The organism is Streptomyces sp. NBC_00597 (assembly GCF_041431095.1).
Lineage (GTDB): Bacteria > Actinomycetota > Actinomycetes > Streptomycetales > Streptomycetaceae > Streptomyces.
On the sequence record NZ_CP107757.1, the window covers coordinates 2,746,244 to 2,763,359 of the forward strand.

Below are 17,116 nucleotides of genomic sequence, written 5' to 3' on the forward strand. Positions count from 1 at the left end.
CCCCGAGACAATGGAGTCCCTACTCCTCGTGAGGTGAGTGATCGGATGCAGTGGGCTCCCGGTGCGGGAACGGCCTTGGCCACCCCGCCCGACCTCGCCGCCGACCCGCTCGTTTCCTCGGTCACCGAGCTCGCCGTGGGCACGCTGGTGCCCGCCGCGGAGGAGACCGCGCAGGAGGGCGTGCCGCGTTCACACCTCGATGCCCTCGCCCGCTGCGGCGCGTACGGGGCGCTCGGCCACACCCCCGACCCCGGGAGCGGACTGACGACTCGTCAAGTTGTCCGTGAAGTGAACGAGTTGCTGTCCGCGGCGGACCCCTCCACCTGGTTCGTCCACACGCAGCACTTCGGTCTGGTGAAGGGGCTCCAGGGGGCCACCGGCCCGGAGGCCGCCGCACTGCGCGAGCGGTGGTCCGCCGACCTCGCCTCGGGGACCAGGCGCGGCACGGCCGGTTTCGCCTTCCTGCGGCACGCCCGGCCGCCCGTCACCGCGGAGCCGACCGCCGACGGGTGGCGGCTGCGCGGCCGGGTGCCCTGGATGACCGGCTGGGGCCTCTCCGACGTGGTGTACCTCGGCGCCCTCGCCCCGGACGACCGGGTGCTGTTCGCCGCGGTGGACTGCGGGCCCGATGGGGATCCGGGGCTGGTCCCCGCCGGGGCGGCGGAGCTGTGGGCGATGAACGGCACCCGCACGGTGGCGGTGGAGGTCCGCGACGTCCTGGTCCCGCCGAGCGCGGTGGTCTGCGTACAGCCCCGGGCGGAGTGGGCCCGCGCCTACGACCTTGAGAACGCAAACGCCCACCCCGCCGTCTTCGGACACGTGCGCGCCGCGGCCGATTTCCTGCTGCGGTCGGCCCCCGCAGCCGGCGCCGCGTACGAGGAGCTCGGCCTGCGGGTCGCGCAGGACGCGGCCCGGCTGCGCACGGAGGCCTACGCGCTGCGCGACGAACTGCCGCCGCAGGAGCGGGTCGAGGACCGGCTGGCACTGCGGGCGGCCGTCCTCGAACTCGGCGTACGGGCGGCCACCGCCTGCGTCGCCGCGACGGGCGGCCGGGCGATCTCGTACGGGAACACCGCCGGGCGCCTCGCCCGCGAGGCCCAGTTCCACCTCGTCCAGGCCCAGACCTCCGGGCTGCGCTCCGAAATGGCCCGGCTCCTGCTGGGCGGGCCGGACACCCGTTAGGCCGCCCTGTGGAAGGTCGCGGCCGGGCGGACCGTGCCCGGGCCGAACCGGGCGTTCGCGCGGTCGACGGCCGCCTCCACCGTCAGGCGGGCTTCGCGGACCGGGTCCAGGGAGATCTGCCGGGACGCCCGCTCGGCGCCCGTGAGGTCCTCGGCGCGCAGCACCATGCCGGTCAGCCGAGCCCGTTGCAGCCCGGCCGCGTCCAGCAGGCGGTAGGCCGCGGCCCGCAGGTCCTCGTCGTGCCCGGACGCCTCCGGGAGCCGTCGGGCCCGCTCCCATCGGGCGCCCCCGGCGAACTGCAGGGTCAGCGACAGGGAGCGGGCGGCCTGGCGGCGGCCGCGCAGTACCGCGCCGAGGCGGACCACCAGGCCGAGGAGCACGGCCCGGGCGTGCGGGCCGTCGAGCTCGTGCCGGGTGAAGCCGCTGCGGACGGCGGCCGACGCGGGCAGGTCCTTCGGGGTGACGGGGCGCGGGTCGATCCCGCGGGCGCGCTCCGCGGCCAGCCGGCCCGCCCGCTGCCCCAGGATCCGTTCGACGGTGCCCGGGGAGACGGCCGCGACCGCGCCGACCGTGTGCAGCCCGTACCCGCGCAGCGCCTCCGCCTGTTTGGGGCCGATGCCGTGCAGGGCCTCCACCGGCAGCGGCCCGAGGAAGGCGTCCGCCGCGCCTTCGGGCACGGCCAGGACGCCACCGGGCCCGGGCACCCGGGCGGAGGCCGTCGCCGCCACCGCCCAGGTCCCGGCGACCCCGATCCGTACGTCCGTGCCGAGCCGGGCGAGCGCGCGCAGCCGCACCAGTTCGGCGATCCGGCGGGCGTCCGCGCCGAAGTACCGCCGGGCGCCGCGTACGTGCACCAGCGCCGCCCGGGGCGGCAGGGCCTGCACCGTCGGGGAGAACTCCCTCAGGAGTTCCAGGACCTCGCGGTAGCCCTCCTCGGTCAGGGTCGGAGCGCACCGTACGTGCAGGACGCCGTTGGCCGGGGTCATCCCGCGCTCCCCGGGCTGGAGTGCCACAGCTTGCGGCCGGTCGCGGCGCGGTCGCCGGCCGGCTGGAGGTCGGCCCACGGGTTCATCTCGTATCCGGTGGGCAGGTGGATGCGGCGCCCGGAGCCGGCGGTGTCCGCGGGCTCCCCCGCCCCGGGCAGCGGCTCCGCCAGGCGGGCCGTGACCGCGTCCAGGCCGCCCGCGGCCCGCAGTTCCACCAGCTCCGCCAGGTCCCAGGCGGCCGCGCCGACCACGCTCAGGCTCTGCGGTCCGCGCCGCTGGACGACACCCCGCACCAGCAACAGGAACGAGTGGAAGACGGTGTGCGCGCACGCCTCGTGGCTGTCGTCGAAGAAGGCCAGGTCGACCAGGCCCGTCCCGTCGTCCAGCGTGGTGAAGATGACCCGCCTCCCGGAGCGGATCGGCGGGGTCTGGGTGGCGGCCTTGGCCCCCGCGACCAGTACGGTCCGGCCGTGCTCGATCTCGCGCAACCTACTGGCGGGGACCGCCCCCAGCTCCGCGAGGAAGGCGTGGTGGTCCCCCATCAGGTGCCGCGAGGTGTCCATGCCGAGCACGCCCAGCTCCGCGCTGAGCCGCTCCGCCTCGTTCAGGTCGGGCAGGCCGACGGGGGCCGTCGACCGGCCGCCGTCCAGCGGGAGTTGGACACTGCCCGGCCGGGCCCCCGCCGACCGCTGCACGCCGTGCAGCTCGGCCACGTGCAGCAGCAGGTCGCGCCGGTTGGCGCCGAAGGCGTCCAGCGCCCCGACCTGCGCGAGCCGCTGCGCGACCGGCCGCCCGGGGTGCGCCCGGTCCCAGAAGTCGCGCAGCGATCCGTACGGCTGCCCGTCCTCGATCCGGCGGGCCTCCGCCTCGCTGATGCCGTGGACGTCGGCCAGGGCCAGCCGGAGCCCCCACACCGGAGGAGCCCCGACCTCGGACACCAGTTCGATGCGGTGGGCCACCGCCGAGCGGTTCACGTCCAGCGGCAGCACCGGCACGCCCCGCCGCCGCGCGTCCGCCAGCAGCAGCCGCTTCGGGTACATCCCCGGGTCGTGCGTGAGCAGGCCGGCGTAGAACGCGGCCGGGTGGTGCGCCTTCAGCCACGCCGACTGGTACGTCGGCACGGCGAAGGCCACCGCGTGCGCCTTGCAGAACCCGTACGAGCCGAACGCCTCGACGATCTCCCAGGTCCGGCCGATCACCTCGGGCGCGTAGCCCCGTTCGCCCGCCTTCGCCGCGAACCACACCTTGATCCGCGCCTGCGACTCGGGGTCGGAGAGCCCGCGCCGCACCCGGTCCGCCTCGTCGCGCCCGCAGCCGGTCATGACGTTCACGATCTCGATGATCTGCTCGTGGAAGACCACCACCCCGTACGTTTCGCGCAGTGCGTCCGCCAGGTCCTCGTGCGGGTAGCGGACCGGGGCCCGCCCGTGCCGCGCCTCGATGAACGGCCGCACCATGTCGGCGGCGACCGGGCCGGGCCGGAACAGCGAGATGTCGACGACCAGGTCGTGGAAGGTCGACGGCTGGAGCCGGCCCACCAGGTCGCGCTGGCCCGGCGACTCGATCTGGAAGCAGCCCAGCGTCTCGGCCGAGCGGATCAGCTCGTACGTCGCCCCGTCGCCCGGCGGGACCTGGGCGGGGTCGTCCAGGTCGAGCTCCTCCCCCGTGCCGCGTCGGATCTCCGCGACGGCGTGCGCCATCGCGGACTGCATCCGCACGCCCAGCACGTCGAGTTTGAGCAGCCCGAGCTCCTCCACGTCGTCCTTGTCGAACTGGGACATCGGGAAGCCCTCGCCGCTGGTGGGCACCACGGGGGTGCGGGCGAGCAGCGAAGCGTCGGAGAGCAGCACCCCGCACGGGTGCATGGCGATCCCGCGCGGCAGCGCGTCGAGCGCCTCGACGAGCTCCCACAACCGCCCGTGCTCCTCCCCGCGTACGTCGCGCAGTTCGGGGAGCTCGGCGAGGGCCGTGCGGGCGTCGCGGGCCCGGATGTGCGGGAAGGCCTTGGCGAGCCGGTCGACGGTGGCCGGGTCCATGGACAGGGCGGCGCCGACGTCGCGGACGGCGTGCCGGACCCGGTAGGTCTCGGGCATGGAGACGGTGGCGACGCGCTCGGTGCCGAAGCGGTCGATGATCCGCCGGTAGACCTCCAGCCGGCGGGCGGACTCCACGTCGATGTCGATGTCGGGCAGGACGTGGCGGCGCTTGGACAGGAAGCGCTCCATCAACAGGCCCTGCTCGACGGGGTCGGCGTGGGCGATGCCGAGGAGGTGGTTGACGAGGGAGCCGGCGCCGGAGCCGCGGGCGGCCACCCGGATGCCCATCGCGCGTACGTCGTCCACGACTTGGGCGACCGTCAGGAAGTACGAGGCGTACCCGTGGTAGGCGATGATGTCCAGCTCGTGGTGCATCCGCTCCCAGTACGCGCGGTCGTCGGCGTAGCCGCGCAGCACCATGCCGGCGGAGGCCCGGGAGGCCAGGACCCGCTGGGCGGTGCGATGGGCCGCGCCGACGAGGTGGGCCTCGGGGAAGTGCACGGAGCCCATGCCGAGGTCGTCCTCGGGGTCCACGGCGCAGGCCTCGGCGGTACGCCGGGTCTCCGCGAGCAGCCGGCGCGCGTCAGCGGGGCCGAGGCCCGCGGCCCGGGCGATCCGGTCGGCGGCCTCGGCCATGGCGGCGGGGGCCTTGAGCCAACGTTCGCCGCTGTCGAGGGGGCCGCGGGGGTCGACGGGGACGAGGCGGCGGGCCGCGTCGAGGACGTCGGCGACCGGTCCCTGGCCAGGGTCGGCGTACCGGACGGCGTTGGTCAGGACGGCCGGGACGCCCTGCTCGGCGGCGAAGCCGACCGTACGGGCGGCCAGCCGCAGCGAGCCGGGGCCGGTGCCGGTGCGGCCGTGGTCGACGGCCTCCAGGCGCAGGGAGTCCCCGTAGACCTCCCGCCAGGGCGCGAGCAGTCGCACGGCCCGGTCCGGCCGCCCGGCGGCCAGCGCCCGGCCCACTTCGGACCCGGGGCCGAGCAGTGCGTACACGGACTCGCCGCGCAGGGCGTTCCAGGTCAGCGCGGGCCGCGCACCGGAGCCGCCCGGGCCCTCGGGGCCCCCGGGGGCGACCCCGTCGCCGGCCGCGTGGGTCGCATGGGCCGCGGTGACCATGCGGCACAGCTCGGCCCAGCCGGCTGCGCCGTCCCGGGCCAGGAAGACGGCGCGCGGGGCGGACTCGTCGAGGAAGGCGCCGCCGCGCACCGGGGTCCGGCGCCGCTGGGAGGCTTCCGGGGAGCCCGCGCGGGAGCCCGCCGCGGAACCACCGACCGCTTCCGCGGCGTACGGCACGGCCAGGTCGACCCCGAACAGCGGCCGGATCCCGGCCTTCGCGCAGGCCTTCGCGAACCGCACCGCACCCGCGAGGGTGTCGCGGTCGGTCAGGGCCAGGGCGTCCATGCCCCGCTCGGCGGCACGCTCCGCCAGCCGTTCGGGGTGCGAGCCTCCGTAGCGCACGGAGAACCCCGAAACGGTGTGCAGATGCGTAAACCCGGGCACCCGCGGCCTCCTGCTTCGATCGGATGGAACACCTCCCCCGTCTCCACCATAGAGCAATTCGAATATCCGTGCGAAACATTCGTTCGACCAGGGCCGCTTCGCCGCCGACCTGGACGTGCCCGCCCGCGCGTCGGAGCTGCTGGACGGGCTGAGCACCCGCGTGGTGCTCGGGCAGCGCGACGCGGACCGACCGGCGTCCCTGGAGCGCGCCCGCTCGGCGGCGGCCCTGCTCGTCCCGCACCTCTAGGCCGTGTCCGCGTAGGCCGTGTCCGCGGCGCGGAGAGCGGGAAGGCTTGCGGACACGGTCTCCGTATCGGATTCCCGACGCTCGTGGGAGGGACCGCAGTGCGCATCGAGGTGGGCCTGGCCGACGGGCGGAAGCTGATCGCGCGACAGTGGGGGGCTCGCGACGGCTCACCGGTGCTGCTCCACCACGGCATGCCGGGCAGCCGCCTGGGCGTCGCGCTCGGCGACGCCCCCGCACGGCACCCCCACGTCCGTTTCTTCTCCTACGACCGGCCCGGCTACGGGGAGTCCGGCCGCGCGCCGGGGCGGCGCGCGGCCGACGCCGCCGCCGACTCCGCCGCCGTCGCGGACGCCCTGGGCATCGACCGCTTCGCGGTCGTCGGCCGCTCCGGGGGCGGTCCGCACGCGCTCGCCTGCGCGGCCCTGCTCCCCGAACGGGTGACGGCGGCGGTCTGCCTGGTCGGCCTCGCGCCCCGCGACGGCACCGGGCTCGACTGGTACGCCGGCATGACCCCGTTCAACGTGGAGCACTACACCCTGGCGGACCGCGACCCCGCGGCTCTGGAACGGCTCCTCACCCCCCGGGCGGCGCGGATCCGCCGCGATCCGGGGCTGCTGCTCGAAGACCTGCGCGCGGACCTCTCGACCGCGGACCTCGCGGTCCTGGCTGACCCCCGGGTGCGCCGCTGCGTGCGGGACACCCTCCGGGAGGCACTGCGGACCTCCGCGTACGGCTGGCTGGACGACTCCCTCGCGCTCTGCCGGCCCTGGGGGTGCGATCCGCGGGCGGTCTCCTGCCCGGTCATGCTCTGGCACGGCGCCGAGGACGTGTTCTCACCGGTGGGGCATTTCCACTGGCTGGCGGAGCACATCGGGCGCAGCACGGCGGTGCTCAAGCCCGGAGCCGGCCATTTCGCGGCGCAATACGCCCTCTGCGAGGCGCTGGACTGGCTCCGGGGCCGGGCGGTTGCGTGCGGATCGACTCGGATCGACGGGGACCGATGAGTTTCCCCGCGATCGGCAGTCAGAGATCATGAGGGGTGTGACGCGTTGCCGCACGAGCGGGCACGGCGCGACGCACCGCCGAAGCTGCCGGACATGGACACGAGAGACCGAGGAACCCTCCGATGCGCACCCTGATCAGCACCGCGTTCATCTCGCTCGACGGCGTCGTGGAGGCCCCGGGGGGCGAGCCCGGCTACCGCAACTCCGGCTGGACCTTCAAGCACACGGAGTTCCTGCCCGAGGCGTTCGACATCAAGGGGCGGGAGCAGAAGGAAGCCACGGCGATGCTGATGGGCCGCGTCAGCTACGAGGCGTTCAGCCCGGTGTGGCCGGACATGGCGGACTTCGCCGACTACAAAGTGATGCCGAAGTACGTCGTCTCCACCACCCTCACCGAGGACGACCTGGTGTCGAACTGGGGCGAGACCACGATCCTGCGCTCGCTCGACGAGGTCGCCGCGCTCAAGGAGACGGAAGGCGGCCCGATCATCGTCCACGGCAGCGCCTCCCTGAACCAGGCCCTCTCGGACGCCGGCCTGATCGACCGCTACCACCTCCTCGTCTTCCCGCTGCTGCTCGGCGCCGGCAAGCGCCTCTTCAGCACCGCGGACAACGACACCCGGAAGCTGGAACTCGTCGAACACGAGGTCTACGCCAACGGCCTGCAGAAGCAGGTCTTCGACGTCGTCCACTGACGCGGCTCCCGCCGCCGCATCCGGCCGGGTGCGGGGCCCTGCGGCCGGTTCGCGGGCCCTTCATCCGGTGGGCGGCGCGGTCCGGGGTACGGGCACGGGCCGTGCGGCCCGGGGTTGCTCCACGGGCGCGACCACCGGTTCCCGGGCCCCCTTGAGGCAGTCCATGACCCGCTCGTGCGTGTCCCCGACGCTGTCCACCACCTGGATGCGCACGAGGAACGCCTGCACCTCGTCGATGAACCGCTTCGAGAACACCCCCAGCATTATGGTCTCGTACGTACCGGTCGCCACCAGCGGGAATCCCGCGCCGATGCTGGCGAGGCGGAAATCGGCCGCGGGCCGCAGCCCGATCTCGCCCAGCCGCTCACCGGCCTCGCGCAGGTTCATCCACGCCCCCTCGGGAACCGGCCCGTCGACGACGTCGCCCGCCGGCACCACGAGGTAGTCCACGCGGTGCACCCCCGCGTTGTGCTGGCCGCCGTTGAGGACGCCCGTGCTCCAGGCCTTCGCATCGCCCGGCAGTACCCCCGCCACGTACTCGGAGCGCCACCCCAGCAGGGGCCGGACCGTACGGGCGTACTGGGCGCGGGCCAGCACGGCTCCGGCCGCCACGGCCAGCAGGCTGGCCAGCGGTTCCTCGGGCATCAGCTGGAGCCGCCAGGGCCAGTGGGCGCGCGTCGCCTCGGACAGGTTGCCGCGGGCGACCTCCCAGACGAGGACGGCGACGAGCAGGCACAGCAGCACCAGGGGCGCGGTGAACAGCCAGGGATTGCGCCGGATGCGCCGCTGCGCATCCGAAACGGGCCCGCCCCGGCCGGAGGGCGCATTGCTCATGCGTGCCACCTCACTCCTCAACAATGGGCCCCCGCCCGTGAGTTCGGGCGGGGGCTCATGATTGTGCCGGGTCCGGGAGGGCCGTGGCGCCCCCCGTCAGCGGTGGAGGCTCAGTAGACGCTCACCCCGTAGGCGTTGAGGGCTTCGACGACGGGCTGGAAGAAGGTGGTCCCGCCCGAGGTGCAGTCGCCGCTGCCGCCGGAGGTCAGGCCGATCGCCTTGGTGCCGGAGTAAAGCGGGCCGCCGCTGTCGCCGGGCTCGGCGCAGACGTTGGTGCGGATCATGCCGTAGACGATGTCGCCGCCGCCGTAGTTGACGGTGGCGTTGAGGCCGGTCACCGAGCCGCCGTGGGTGCCGGTGGTGGAGCCGCGCCGGGTGACGGACATCCCGACGGTGGCGTTGGCGGCGCTGGTGATGTCCTGGCTGCCGACGGTGCCCGCGTGGGCGAGGGAGGCGTTGTCGTAGCGCACGAGGCCGTAGTCGTTGTTCGGGAAGCTCGACCCGACGGTCGCACCGATCGTGGTGGTGTGCGCGGAGCTCGTCCACCAGGTGCCGGCGCCGTCGGTGCAGTGCCCCGCGGTCAGCACGTAGTACGTGGTCCCGCTGCGCACGTTGAAGCCGAGGGAGCAGCGCCAGCCGGAGGTGTAGATGGCGTCGCCGCCGGAGATCAGCTTGCGCAGCTTGCCGGGGGTGCGCTCGATGCGCAGGGCTCCGGCGTCGGCTCCGGCCTCGGTACGGATCTTGGCGAGGTCCACGGCGGTGACGGTGGAGTCGGCGGTGACCACGAGGGTTCCGCTGGCGGGGTCGGTGTACCAGGCGGTGCCGGCGACGTCGGCGCGCTGGACGGAGGCTCCGGCGGCAGCGAGCCGCGCTGCGCTGAAGCCGCTGTCCGCGCTCGCCGCGGTGGGGGCGGCGAGCCCGGCGACGGCTGCCAGGCCAGCGGCCACGGCGAGCAGCCGGGTACGGGTGATGCTCTTGATCCTCACTTCTCGTCCTCCCGGAAGGGATCGGGGGCCCGGCGGACAGTGGGGGGCGCCGGAGCCCGTGAGGCGCAGCCGGAGGTACGGCGGGCGCACAGGATTTCGTCGTGCCCCTGACAAGCCCCCGGAAGGCGCTGTCGGGAGTGTCTCGGCGTCAGATTCGGGCGGCAAGGGCATCTTTCAGCCTCCGCTCGCCCACCGCGACCTCGAAGGGCAGGGTGTTCCCAGGGGGCGGGAACGGGCAGATGAAATGGTCCGCGAAGGCGCAGGGCGGCAGCACGGTCCGGTTGAAGTCGACGGTGATCGAGCCGTCCACCGGGTCGGGAACCCCCGGCTTCAGGAAGCGGAAGCGGTAGCTGGAGCTCCCCCCGGTGGCATCGCCGATGACGGCCCAGAGGCTGCCGTCGTCCTCGTCGACGGCGACCTGGAGGGTGTGCTCGGCACCCCGGTACGCGAAGCTCAGCTCGCCGCCGAGGCCGAGCCCGCGCGCCCGCCCGTCGACGTTCGCCACCTGGACGGTCCGGTCCTCGCCGTACGGCCGGAAGCGCCCCGGCAGTACGAAGTCCGGGTCGTACGGGGTGGCCTCGATTCCGGCGAAGGCCCGGCGCGCCGCGGAGGCGGGGTCGAAGACCCGTACCGCCCACTCCCCCTCGCGCCGGATCACGGTGATCCGGAGGTCCCCTCGGGCGGCGATCCGGGAGCGCGCGGGCGGTGCGTGGTCGGCGGCGAGGACGGCGTCCCCGGTGAAGGGCTCGCCGTCGAGGCTGAGGCCGTCCTCGGTGGAGGCGGTCAGTGCCACCCCGCCCTCGGTGGCGCGCCAGCGCCCCGGAACGGCCGGAAGTCGACCTTCCGGGTAGTCGGAGAGCCAGTGGGTGCCGATGAGGGAGAGGGGGCCGTAGGGGGCGGACACGGAAGCCACCCGATGCTCGTGCCATTTCCGCCAGGCGGTCTTCGGATCATCTGCGTCATCGCTCATCCGCTCAACCCTTCCACGCGGGCCCGGACGGGAACCTCCCTGTACGCCGTCCGGACCCACGGAAAACCGAAAGGGCGTCAGCAGTCGCAGCCGCAGCCGTCGCAGCCGTCGCAGCAGCACCCGTCACAACTGCAGCAGTCGCAGCAGCCGCTGCAGTCGGGGCAGCCGTTGCCGCAGTCGCAGGCCTCGCACCACGCGTCCCGCTTCTTGCGGGACCACGGCCCCTCGTGCTCGGTGCAGCACAGCTGGCAGGTGCAGAACAGCCCCAGGGACACGGCGCACCCGGCGAGCAGCCCGCGGCGCGGCTTCTGCGGAGGCAGGCCGCCGCCGGGACCCATGGGCGGTCCGGGTATCCAGGGGCCGCCGGGGCCGCCCGCGCCTCCGCCGTACGGATTCCCGCCGTACGGGTTGCCGCCCTGGCCGCCCTGGCCGCCGTGCGGGGCGCCCCCGTACGGGCCGCCGGCGTACGGGGCGCCCTGGCCCGGGCCGTAGCCCTGCGGCGGTGCCCCGTAGCCGCCCTGCCCCGCGGCGTTCGTGCCCACGTGTCCGCAGCTACTCACCCCGAAGGCCCGGTCCACGGAGGTCTTCAGCTCGTGCACGAGCAGCCGGTGGGCCAGTCCGGCGTCCGCGAACTCGACCTCGCGCAGCGCCAGCCTGATGCCGTGCAGGGCGTCGTCCGCGAGCCGGCGGGCCTCGGCGAGCGGGGTACCGGTGGCCGTCAGCGGGTTCCAGGCGCCCGCGGCGGCGTCCGCGGCCTGGTCCTCGACGGCGTCCAGGAGGTGCGCGAGGCGCCCGAAGTAGCGGCCCGCCTCGGCGAGTGCGGGGGCGTTGCCTGGCCGTCCGGCCAGCTGCGCGGTATGGGCGAAGGCGGCGGCGGTCGCGGTCTCCGTCGGCTCGGTCACCACGAGCACGGGCGTGCCCGCCCCGGCCAGCGTCTCGATGCCCGCCTGCCGGTCCACGGCGTCGACGAGGACGGCCGTGTCGAAGCCGAGCGAGGCACCGGTGCGGGCGCCGGCCCGGTCCCATCCGCGGGCCACCTTGCGCGCGGCGGCGGCGATCGGCGCTCGGGCCAACAGCCCGTCCCGGTCGGCCACGTGGTCCCGCACCTTGGCCGAGGCGAGGACGAGCGAGACGGCGGCCGCGAGCCGCGCCCCCTCGCCCTTGGCCACCGCGGCGGTGCGCATGCCGCGCAGCGGGCAGGGGCCGGCGGTGCGCCGGGAGCCGGGCGCCGGCCCGGACTGAGCCTCCGTCAGAACGGAGACGAGCAGCCCGTCGTAGTTGGTCACGATCCGCGCGAACTGCCCGTGGTCTGCGCGAAGTGCTAGGCACAACCCGCAGAGATGGGCCATCCACTCCGTCTTGAAACGCTCCCCGAGCCGGTGCGTGCAAGGTCTGACGATGCCGAACAAACCGGTCCCCCGTGTGTCATGCGCGTGCGTGAAGCGCATCGTATCGAGCCGGATCGTTCACTCGTACGTCTCCGTCGATCACCCACACGGCGGCGGCAGTCGTATTTTCACTCAGACAGCAGCGGTACCCACCAGGATCCTTGACGGTGCAACGGATGTTCTGCACCAGTACCGTCACGAAACCACTGCGCGGCGGCTATCCACTTGGCGCGTTGTCAGCATCATGGACGACCATAGGGGCAGCGGAGAGAAGACGACTTACCGCGGTGAAAGGAGGCGACCATGGGTTCGGTACGCAAGGCGAGTGCCTGGTTGGGTCTCGTGGAGGACAGCGACGACGAGCGTTACTACGACGACGACTACGCGGAGGCCGCACAGGGTTCCGTCTCGGGCCCCGGCGACCAGTGGGTCACCGACCCCCGGGTCAAGGTCGCGTCGGAGTCGGCCGTCGACCAGGGCCGGCGGATCGCGACGGTCACCCCGGACGGCTTCCGTGACGCGCGCGGCATCGGCGAGCTGTTCCGCGAGGGCGTCCCGGTGATCGTGAACCTGTCGTCCATGGACCCGGCCGACGCCAAGCGCGTGGTCGACTTCGCGGCCGGTCTGACCTTCGGCCTGCGCGGCTCGATCGAGCGGGTGGCGACCAGGGTCTTCCTGCTGACCCCGGCCGACACCCAGATCGTGAGCGGCGAGCCCGCCGGCCGCTCGCGCGACTTCTTCAACCAGAGCTGAGCAGGGCCCTCACCGGAAGGCGTCGAGCCCGGTGAGCGCCTTGCCCAGCACCAACTGGTGCATCTCGACGGTGCCCTCGTAGGTGAGCACCGATTCGAGGTTGGTGGCGTGCCGCATGACGGGGTATTCGAGCGAGATCCCGTTGGCGCCCAGAATGGTCCGCGCGGTGCGGCAGATCTCGATGGCCTCGCGGACGTTGTTGAGCTTGCCGAAACTGATCTGCTCCGGCCGCAGGGTGCCCGCGTCCATCCGCCGGCCCAGGTGGTGGGCGAGCAGGATGCCCTTGTGGAGCTCCAGCGCCATGTCGGCGAGCTTCGCCTGGGTGAGCTGGAAGCCGCCGATGGGCTTGCCGAACTGCTCCCGCGTCCGCGCGTAGTCGAGCGCCGCCTCGAAGCTGGCGCGCGCCGCGCCCATGGCCCCCCAGATGATCCCGTACCGCGCGTGGCTGAGGCAGCCCAGCGGCCCCTTGAGCCCGGTGACACCCGGAAGCACCGCGTCCGCGGGCAGCCGTACGTCGTCCATGACCAGCTCGCTGGTGATCGAGGCCCGCAGCGACCACTTGTGCTTGATCTCGGGCGCCGAGAACCCGGCGGCGTCGGTCGGCACGGCGAAGCCGCGGATCCCCTCGTCGGTCTGCGCCCAGACGACGGCCACGGCCGCCACGCTGCCGTTGGTGATCCACATCTTGCGGCCGTTCAGCACCCAGTCGGTGCCGTCGCGCTTCGCGTACGTGCGCATGGCGGCCGGGTCGGAACCGACGTCGGGCTCGGTCAGGCCGAAGCAGCCGATCAGCTCGCCGGCAGCCATGCCGGGGAGCCAGCGCTGCTTCTGCTCCTCGGAGCCGTACTTCCAGATCGCGTACATGGCCAGGGAGCCCTGCACGGAGACGAGGGACCGGATCCCGGAATCGGCGGCTTCCAGTTCGAGGCAGGCCAGCCCGTACTGCACGGCGCTGGCGCCGGCGCACCCGTAGCCCTGGAGGGACATCCCGAGCGCGCCGAGCGCGCCGAGCTCCTTCGCGAGGTCCCGGATGCCGGGGAGCTCGCCGCTCTCGTACCAGTCGGCGACGTACGGGAGCACGCGGTCGGCGGCCCAGCCGCGGACGGTGTCCCGGATGGCGAGGTCCTCGGGCGCGAGGAGCTCGTCGAGCCCGAGCGGATCGGTGGGTACGAAGGGCGTTCTCGACGCGGACACGAAGGGCCTCCCGGCGGACATGCGGTCATGGCTAGCGCTGCTAGTTTGTCGCCACCCCCGCCCGCGGTCCACCCCCACCTTCAGCCCCCGCGCAGCGGGAGCCGTCGGGGTGCGGCGTCGTCGCGGCCGGAACCGGCTGCGCCCCGGCGGTCAGCCCGCGCGGCCGGGGACCACCGTGTCGCGGTCCGGCGTCGTCGCCGGAGCCGGGATGCGGGGGGCGTCCGGACCCGCCTGGGCGGGGAGCCGCAGGGGTTCGGTCTCGCCCTCGGCAGGGTCGGGGCATTCCATGACCCGCGGAAGCTTCAGCGCCATCGCGGCGCCCGCCAGCAGCAGCACCGCGCTCACCACGAGCGTGACGTGCAGCCCGTGCACGAACGAGTGCCGCGCCGCCGCGTACAGCGACTCGCCCGCCGCGCCGCCGAGGGAGCCCGCGATCTGGTAGGCCTCGCCCAGGGAGTTCGCGGCGTCGGCCGCGTCCGCGGCCGACACCCCCGGCACGTGCAGCAGCCCCGGCGCGTAGGCCGCGTTCATGACGCTGCCGAGCAGGGCGATGCCCATGCCCGCGCCCAGCTGGTACGAGGTCTCGCCTATGGAAGCCGCGCCCCCGGCGGTGTCCGCGGGCGCCTCGCTCAGCATCGACTCGTACGCCGCGAACAAGGTGGTCTGCAGCCCGAAGCCGAGGACGATGAACCCGATCGTGAGCAGCGCGGGCCGGTCGTGCTGGCCCATGAAGGTCAGCAGTAGCACGCCGCAGGCCGTCAGGACGAAGCCCAGCGACACCATGGTGCGCGGCCCGATCCGGGCCAGCGTGTACGACCCGGTGGCGCCTGCGGCCATGGCGGCGAAGGTGAGCGGCAGCAGCCGCAGTCCGGTCTCCAGCGGGCTCAGCTCCAGCACCAGCTGGAGGTACTGGACCGCGATCAGCTCCAGCCCGACCAGCGCCAGCATGGCGAGCACGATGCATCCGACGGACGTGGAGAAGGCCGCGCGCGAGAACATCCGCATGTCGATCAGGGGGTGCGGACGCCGCTTCTGCCGCCGTACGAACAGGATCAACAGCACCGCACCGAGCAGCAGCGGCACCAGCGCCTCGGCGTCCAGGAGCCGGCGCTCGGCGCCCAGCCTCTTGACGCCGAGGACCACGCAGAGCACGCCGGCGGCGGCCATCAGCGCGCCGAGCACGTCCCAGGGTCCTTCGCAGGAGCCCTTGGACTCGGGCAGCAGCCAGCGGCCGAGCGGCAGGATCAGCGCCATCAGCGGAATGTTGATCAGGAAGACCGAGCCCCACCAGAAGTGCTGGACCAGGAAGCCGCCGAGGACCGGTCCGCTGGCCGCGCCGATGGCGGCGACGGCGGTCCAGATGCCGATGGCGAGGGCCCGCTCGCGCCGGTCGGGGAAGACCTGGCGCAGGATCGACAGGGTGGCCGGCATGATCATCGCGCCGCCGACGCCGAGGAGGGCGCGGGCGGCGATGAGGACCTGGGCGTTGTCGGCGAGGGCCGCCAGCAGGGAGGCCGCGCCGAAGAGCCCGTAGCCGAGGAGGAGTATCCGGCGGCGGCCGACCCGGTCCCCGAGGGTGCCGAAGAGGATCAGCAGGGAGGCGCAGACCAGCGGGTAGGCGTCAACGATCCAGAGCAGCTCGACCGCACCGGGGCGCAGGTCCTCGGTGACGGAGGGGACGGCTACGTGCAAGATCGTCGCGTCGAGCGCGACGAGGACCAGGCTGACGCACAGGACCGCGAGGACGAGCCAGCGGTTGGCCCCGCCGGAGGCGGCTCGCAGCCGCAGCCGGAAGGCGGCCGCGTTCGTCCCCGACATGCATGTACCTCCCAGATGATCGCTCGCACTCGGCGGACCAGCGTGTTGAGGAGCCACGGGGGTGGTGCGCGGTGCGGCGTCCTACGGGGTCCGGCATCGACAGGCGAGTGAACGGTCAGCGTACGCGAGTTCGTCTGCCCGACACGTGGCCAAGCTCTCACCGCGGCGGCGACCGCGGTGTGGTGTGCGCCACTCGGATCACCCCTCCTCCCCGCTACCGCCCGGGTGGTGCCCGGGCGGCGCCCCCACCGCGTACACGCGCGGTCACGACCCGTGGTTCTGCGCTGACGGCACCCACGTGCGCCACCGATAATCATGCCCGTGAAAGATCATGGATTTCGCCGGGCCGCGCCCGCCCTGGCCGTCTTCGCGGCGGTCCGGCTCCTCGGGCTGGCCGTGCTCGCGGCGTGGGGCGCCGCCGTCGACAGCAGCCCGCACACGCTGCTGTCGGCGCGCTGGGACTCGCTCTGGTACGCCCGCATCGCCGCCGAGGGGTACGGGTACGAGGTGCTCCTCCCCAACGGGGACGTGCACTCGAACCTGGCGTTCTTCCCGCTGCTGCCGTGGCTGGAACGGCTGGTCGCGGCGCCGACCGGGCTGTCTTACGGCTCCGCGGGCCTGGTCGTCTCGGCGGTCGCCGGGCTCGCGGCGGCCTGGGGGATCTTCGCCGTCGCGGACCTCGTCCACGGCCGCCGGGCGGGCGTGTTCGCCGCCGGGGTGTGGGCGGCGCTGCCCGTCGGCATCGTGCAGTCCATGGCGTACAGCGAGTCGCTGTTCACTGCGCTGGCCGCCTGGGCGCTGTACGGAGCCCTGCGCGGCCGGTGGCTGACCGCCGGCCTGCTCGCGGCGGGGGCGGGTCTGACCCGCCCGGTCGGCGCCGCGGTGGTGGCGGCGGTGTGGGTGGCGGCCGCCCTGGCCCGGCGGCGCGGGGAGCGGTCCTGGCGGATGGCGGCGGGGGCGGCGCTGGCCCCGCTGGGGGCGGCCGCGTACGTGCTGTGGGTCGGGGCGCGCACCGGCCACGGGCTGCTCGGCTACCTGGACGTGCAGGGCGGCTGGGGCAACGGCTTCGACGGCGGCTGGGCGTTCGCCCGGTTCATCGGGGCGAAGCTGGCGTCGTCCGCGGCCCTGGCCGGGGTCGGGCTGATCGCCGGCGTCGTACTGGTGCTGTGGCTGTACCGGCTGTGCCTGAAGCAGCGGCAGCCGGCGCCGTTGCTGGTGTACTGCGGGATCGTGGTGGCGCTGGCGCTGTGCGCGTCGGGGTACTTCGGATCCAAGCCGCGGCTACTGCTCCCGGCGTTCCCGCTGCTGCTGCCGGCGGCGGTGGCGCTGGCCCGGTGGCGGACCGGCCGGGCGGTCGCGGTACTGGGCGCGGCGGCGTTGGCGTCGGCGGTTTACGGGGCCTTCTGGCTGAACGGGTCGGGGCCCCCGTAGGCCCTCATCAAGGAACGGATCATTCCGATCCATCTTTGAGCAAAGTAATTGCGCGGCAGCGATAAAGCCCGACTAAGCATGCGAAACAATGG

General features: G+C 74.0%; 14 protein-coding genes. 6 read left to right on the plus strand and 8 right to left on the minus strand.

Going from position 1 to position 17,116, the window contains the following annotated elements:
• Positions 1–33 precede the first annotated feature (33 nt).
• Entirely contained in the window at positions 34–1,182 is a 1,149-nt protein-coding gene (locus OG974_RS12160) for an acyl-CoA dehydrogenase (RefSeq protein ID WP_371646430.1), read from the plus strand.
• Here the strand turns inward: OG974_RS12160 and OG974_RS12165 are convergent.
• Entirely contained in the window at positions 1,179–2,168 is a 990-nt protein-coding gene (locus OG974_RS12165) for a hypothetical protein (protein ID WP_371646431.1), read from the minus strand. The two genes, OG974_RS12160 and OG974_RS12165, sit on opposite strands and share 4 nt — an antisense overlap.
• Complete coding sequence (locus OG974_RS12170) at positions 2,165–5,704, minus strand: DNA polymerase III subunit alpha (protein ID WP_371646432.1); 3,540 nt, start codon at positions 5,702–5,704, stop codon at positions 2,165–2,167. The genes OG974_RS12165 and OG974_RS12170 overlap by 4 nt, the downstream gene beginning before the upstream one ends.
• Before the next feature lie 115 nt (positions 5,705–5,819).
• On the opposite strand from OG974_RS12170, the gene OG974_RS12175 reads away from it, so the two are divergent.
• The 3 genes from OG974_RS12175 to OG974_RS12185 all read left to right on the plus strand — a co-directional run bounded on the left by OG974_RS12175 (position 5,820) and on the right by OG974_RS12185 (position 7,650).
• Entirely contained in the window at positions 5,820–5,951 is a 132-nt protein-coding gene (locus tag OG974_RS12175; RefSeq protein ID WP_329313111.1) for a hypothetical protein, read from the plus strand.
• A gap of 98 nt (positions 5,952–6,049) precedes the next feature.
• Positions 6,050–6,955, plus strand: coding sequence for an alpha/beta fold hydrolase (locus OG974_RS12180; protein ID WP_371646433.1), 906 nt, complete (start codon positions 6,050–6,052; stop codon positions 6,953–6,955).
• A 122-nt stretch (positions 6,956–7,077) separates the two neighbouring features.
• Positions 7,078–7,650, plus strand: a complete 573-nt coding sequence (locus OG974_RS12185) for a dihydrofolate reductase family protein (protein WP_327282714.1) — start codon at positions 7,078–7,080, stop codon at positions 7,648–7,650.
• A gap of 60 nt (positions 7,651–7,710) precedes the next feature.
• On the opposite strand, the gene OG974_RS12190 is transcribed toward OG974_RS12185, so the two are convergent.
• The 4 genes from OG974_RS12190 to OG974_RS12205 form a co-directional block, all read right to left on the minus strand.
• Complete coding sequence (locus OG974_RS12190) at positions 7,711–8,484, minus strand: hypothetical protein (protein WP_327282715.1); 774 nt, start codon at positions 8,482–8,484, stop codon at positions 7,711–7,713.
• A 110-nt stretch (positions 8,485–8,594) separates the two neighbouring features.
• Positions 8,595–9,470, minus strand: a complete 876-nt coding sequence (locus OG974_RS12195) for a S1 family peptidase (RefSeq protein WP_327282716.1) — start codon at positions 9,468–9,470, stop codon at positions 8,595–8,597.
• A 148-nt stretch (positions 9,471–9,618) separates the two neighbouring features.
• A complete protein-coding gene (locus OG974_RS12200; RefSeq protein WP_328762293.1) occupies positions 9,619–10,440 on the minus strand; it encodes a DUF1684 domain-containing protein in 822 nt (273 codons plus the stop codon).
• Positions 10,441–10,517: 77 nt separating this feature from the next.
• A complete protein-coding gene (locus OG974_RS12205) occupies positions 10,518–11,849 on the minus strand; it encodes a DUF5685 family protein (protein WP_328762294.1) in 1,332 nt (443 codons plus the stop codon).
• A gap of 282 nt (positions 11,850–12,131) precedes the next feature.
• Here OG974_RS12205 and OG974_RS12210 point away from each other — a divergent pair, with 282 nt between their 5' ends.
• Positions 12,132–12,581, plus strand: coding sequence for a cell division protein SepF (locus tag OG974_RS12210; protein WP_327282719.1), 450 nt, complete (start codon positions 12,132–12,134; stop codon positions 12,579–12,581).
• 9 nt (positions 12,582–12,590) lie between these two features.
• Here OG974_RS12210 and OG974_RS12215 read toward each other — a convergent pair whose 3' ends face one another.
• Both OG974_RS12215 and OG974_RS12220 read right to left on the minus strand, forming a co-directional pair.
• Positions 12,591–13,775, minus strand: coding sequence for an acyl-CoA dehydrogenase family protein (locus OG974_RS12215; protein WP_371646434.1), 1,185 nt, complete (start codon positions 13,773–13,775; stop codon positions 12,591–12,593).
• Positions 13,776–13,925: 150 nt separating this feature from the next.
• A complete protein-coding gene (locus OG974_RS12220) occupies positions 13,926–15,593 on the minus strand; it encodes an MFS transporter (protein ID WP_327282721.1) in 1,668 nt (555 codons plus the stop codon).
• A gap of 315 nt (positions 15,594–15,908) precedes the next feature.
• Between OG974_RS12220 and OG974_RS12225 the strand changes: the two genes are divergently transcribed.
• The gene (locus OG974_RS12225) at positions 15,909–17,024 is read left to right on the plus strand and encodes a hypothetical protein (RefSeq protein WP_371646436.1); all 1,116 of its coding nucleotides are present in this window, start codon (positions 15,909–15,911) and stop codon (positions 17,022–17,024) included.
• Positions 17,025–17,116: the final 92 nt, after the last annotated feature.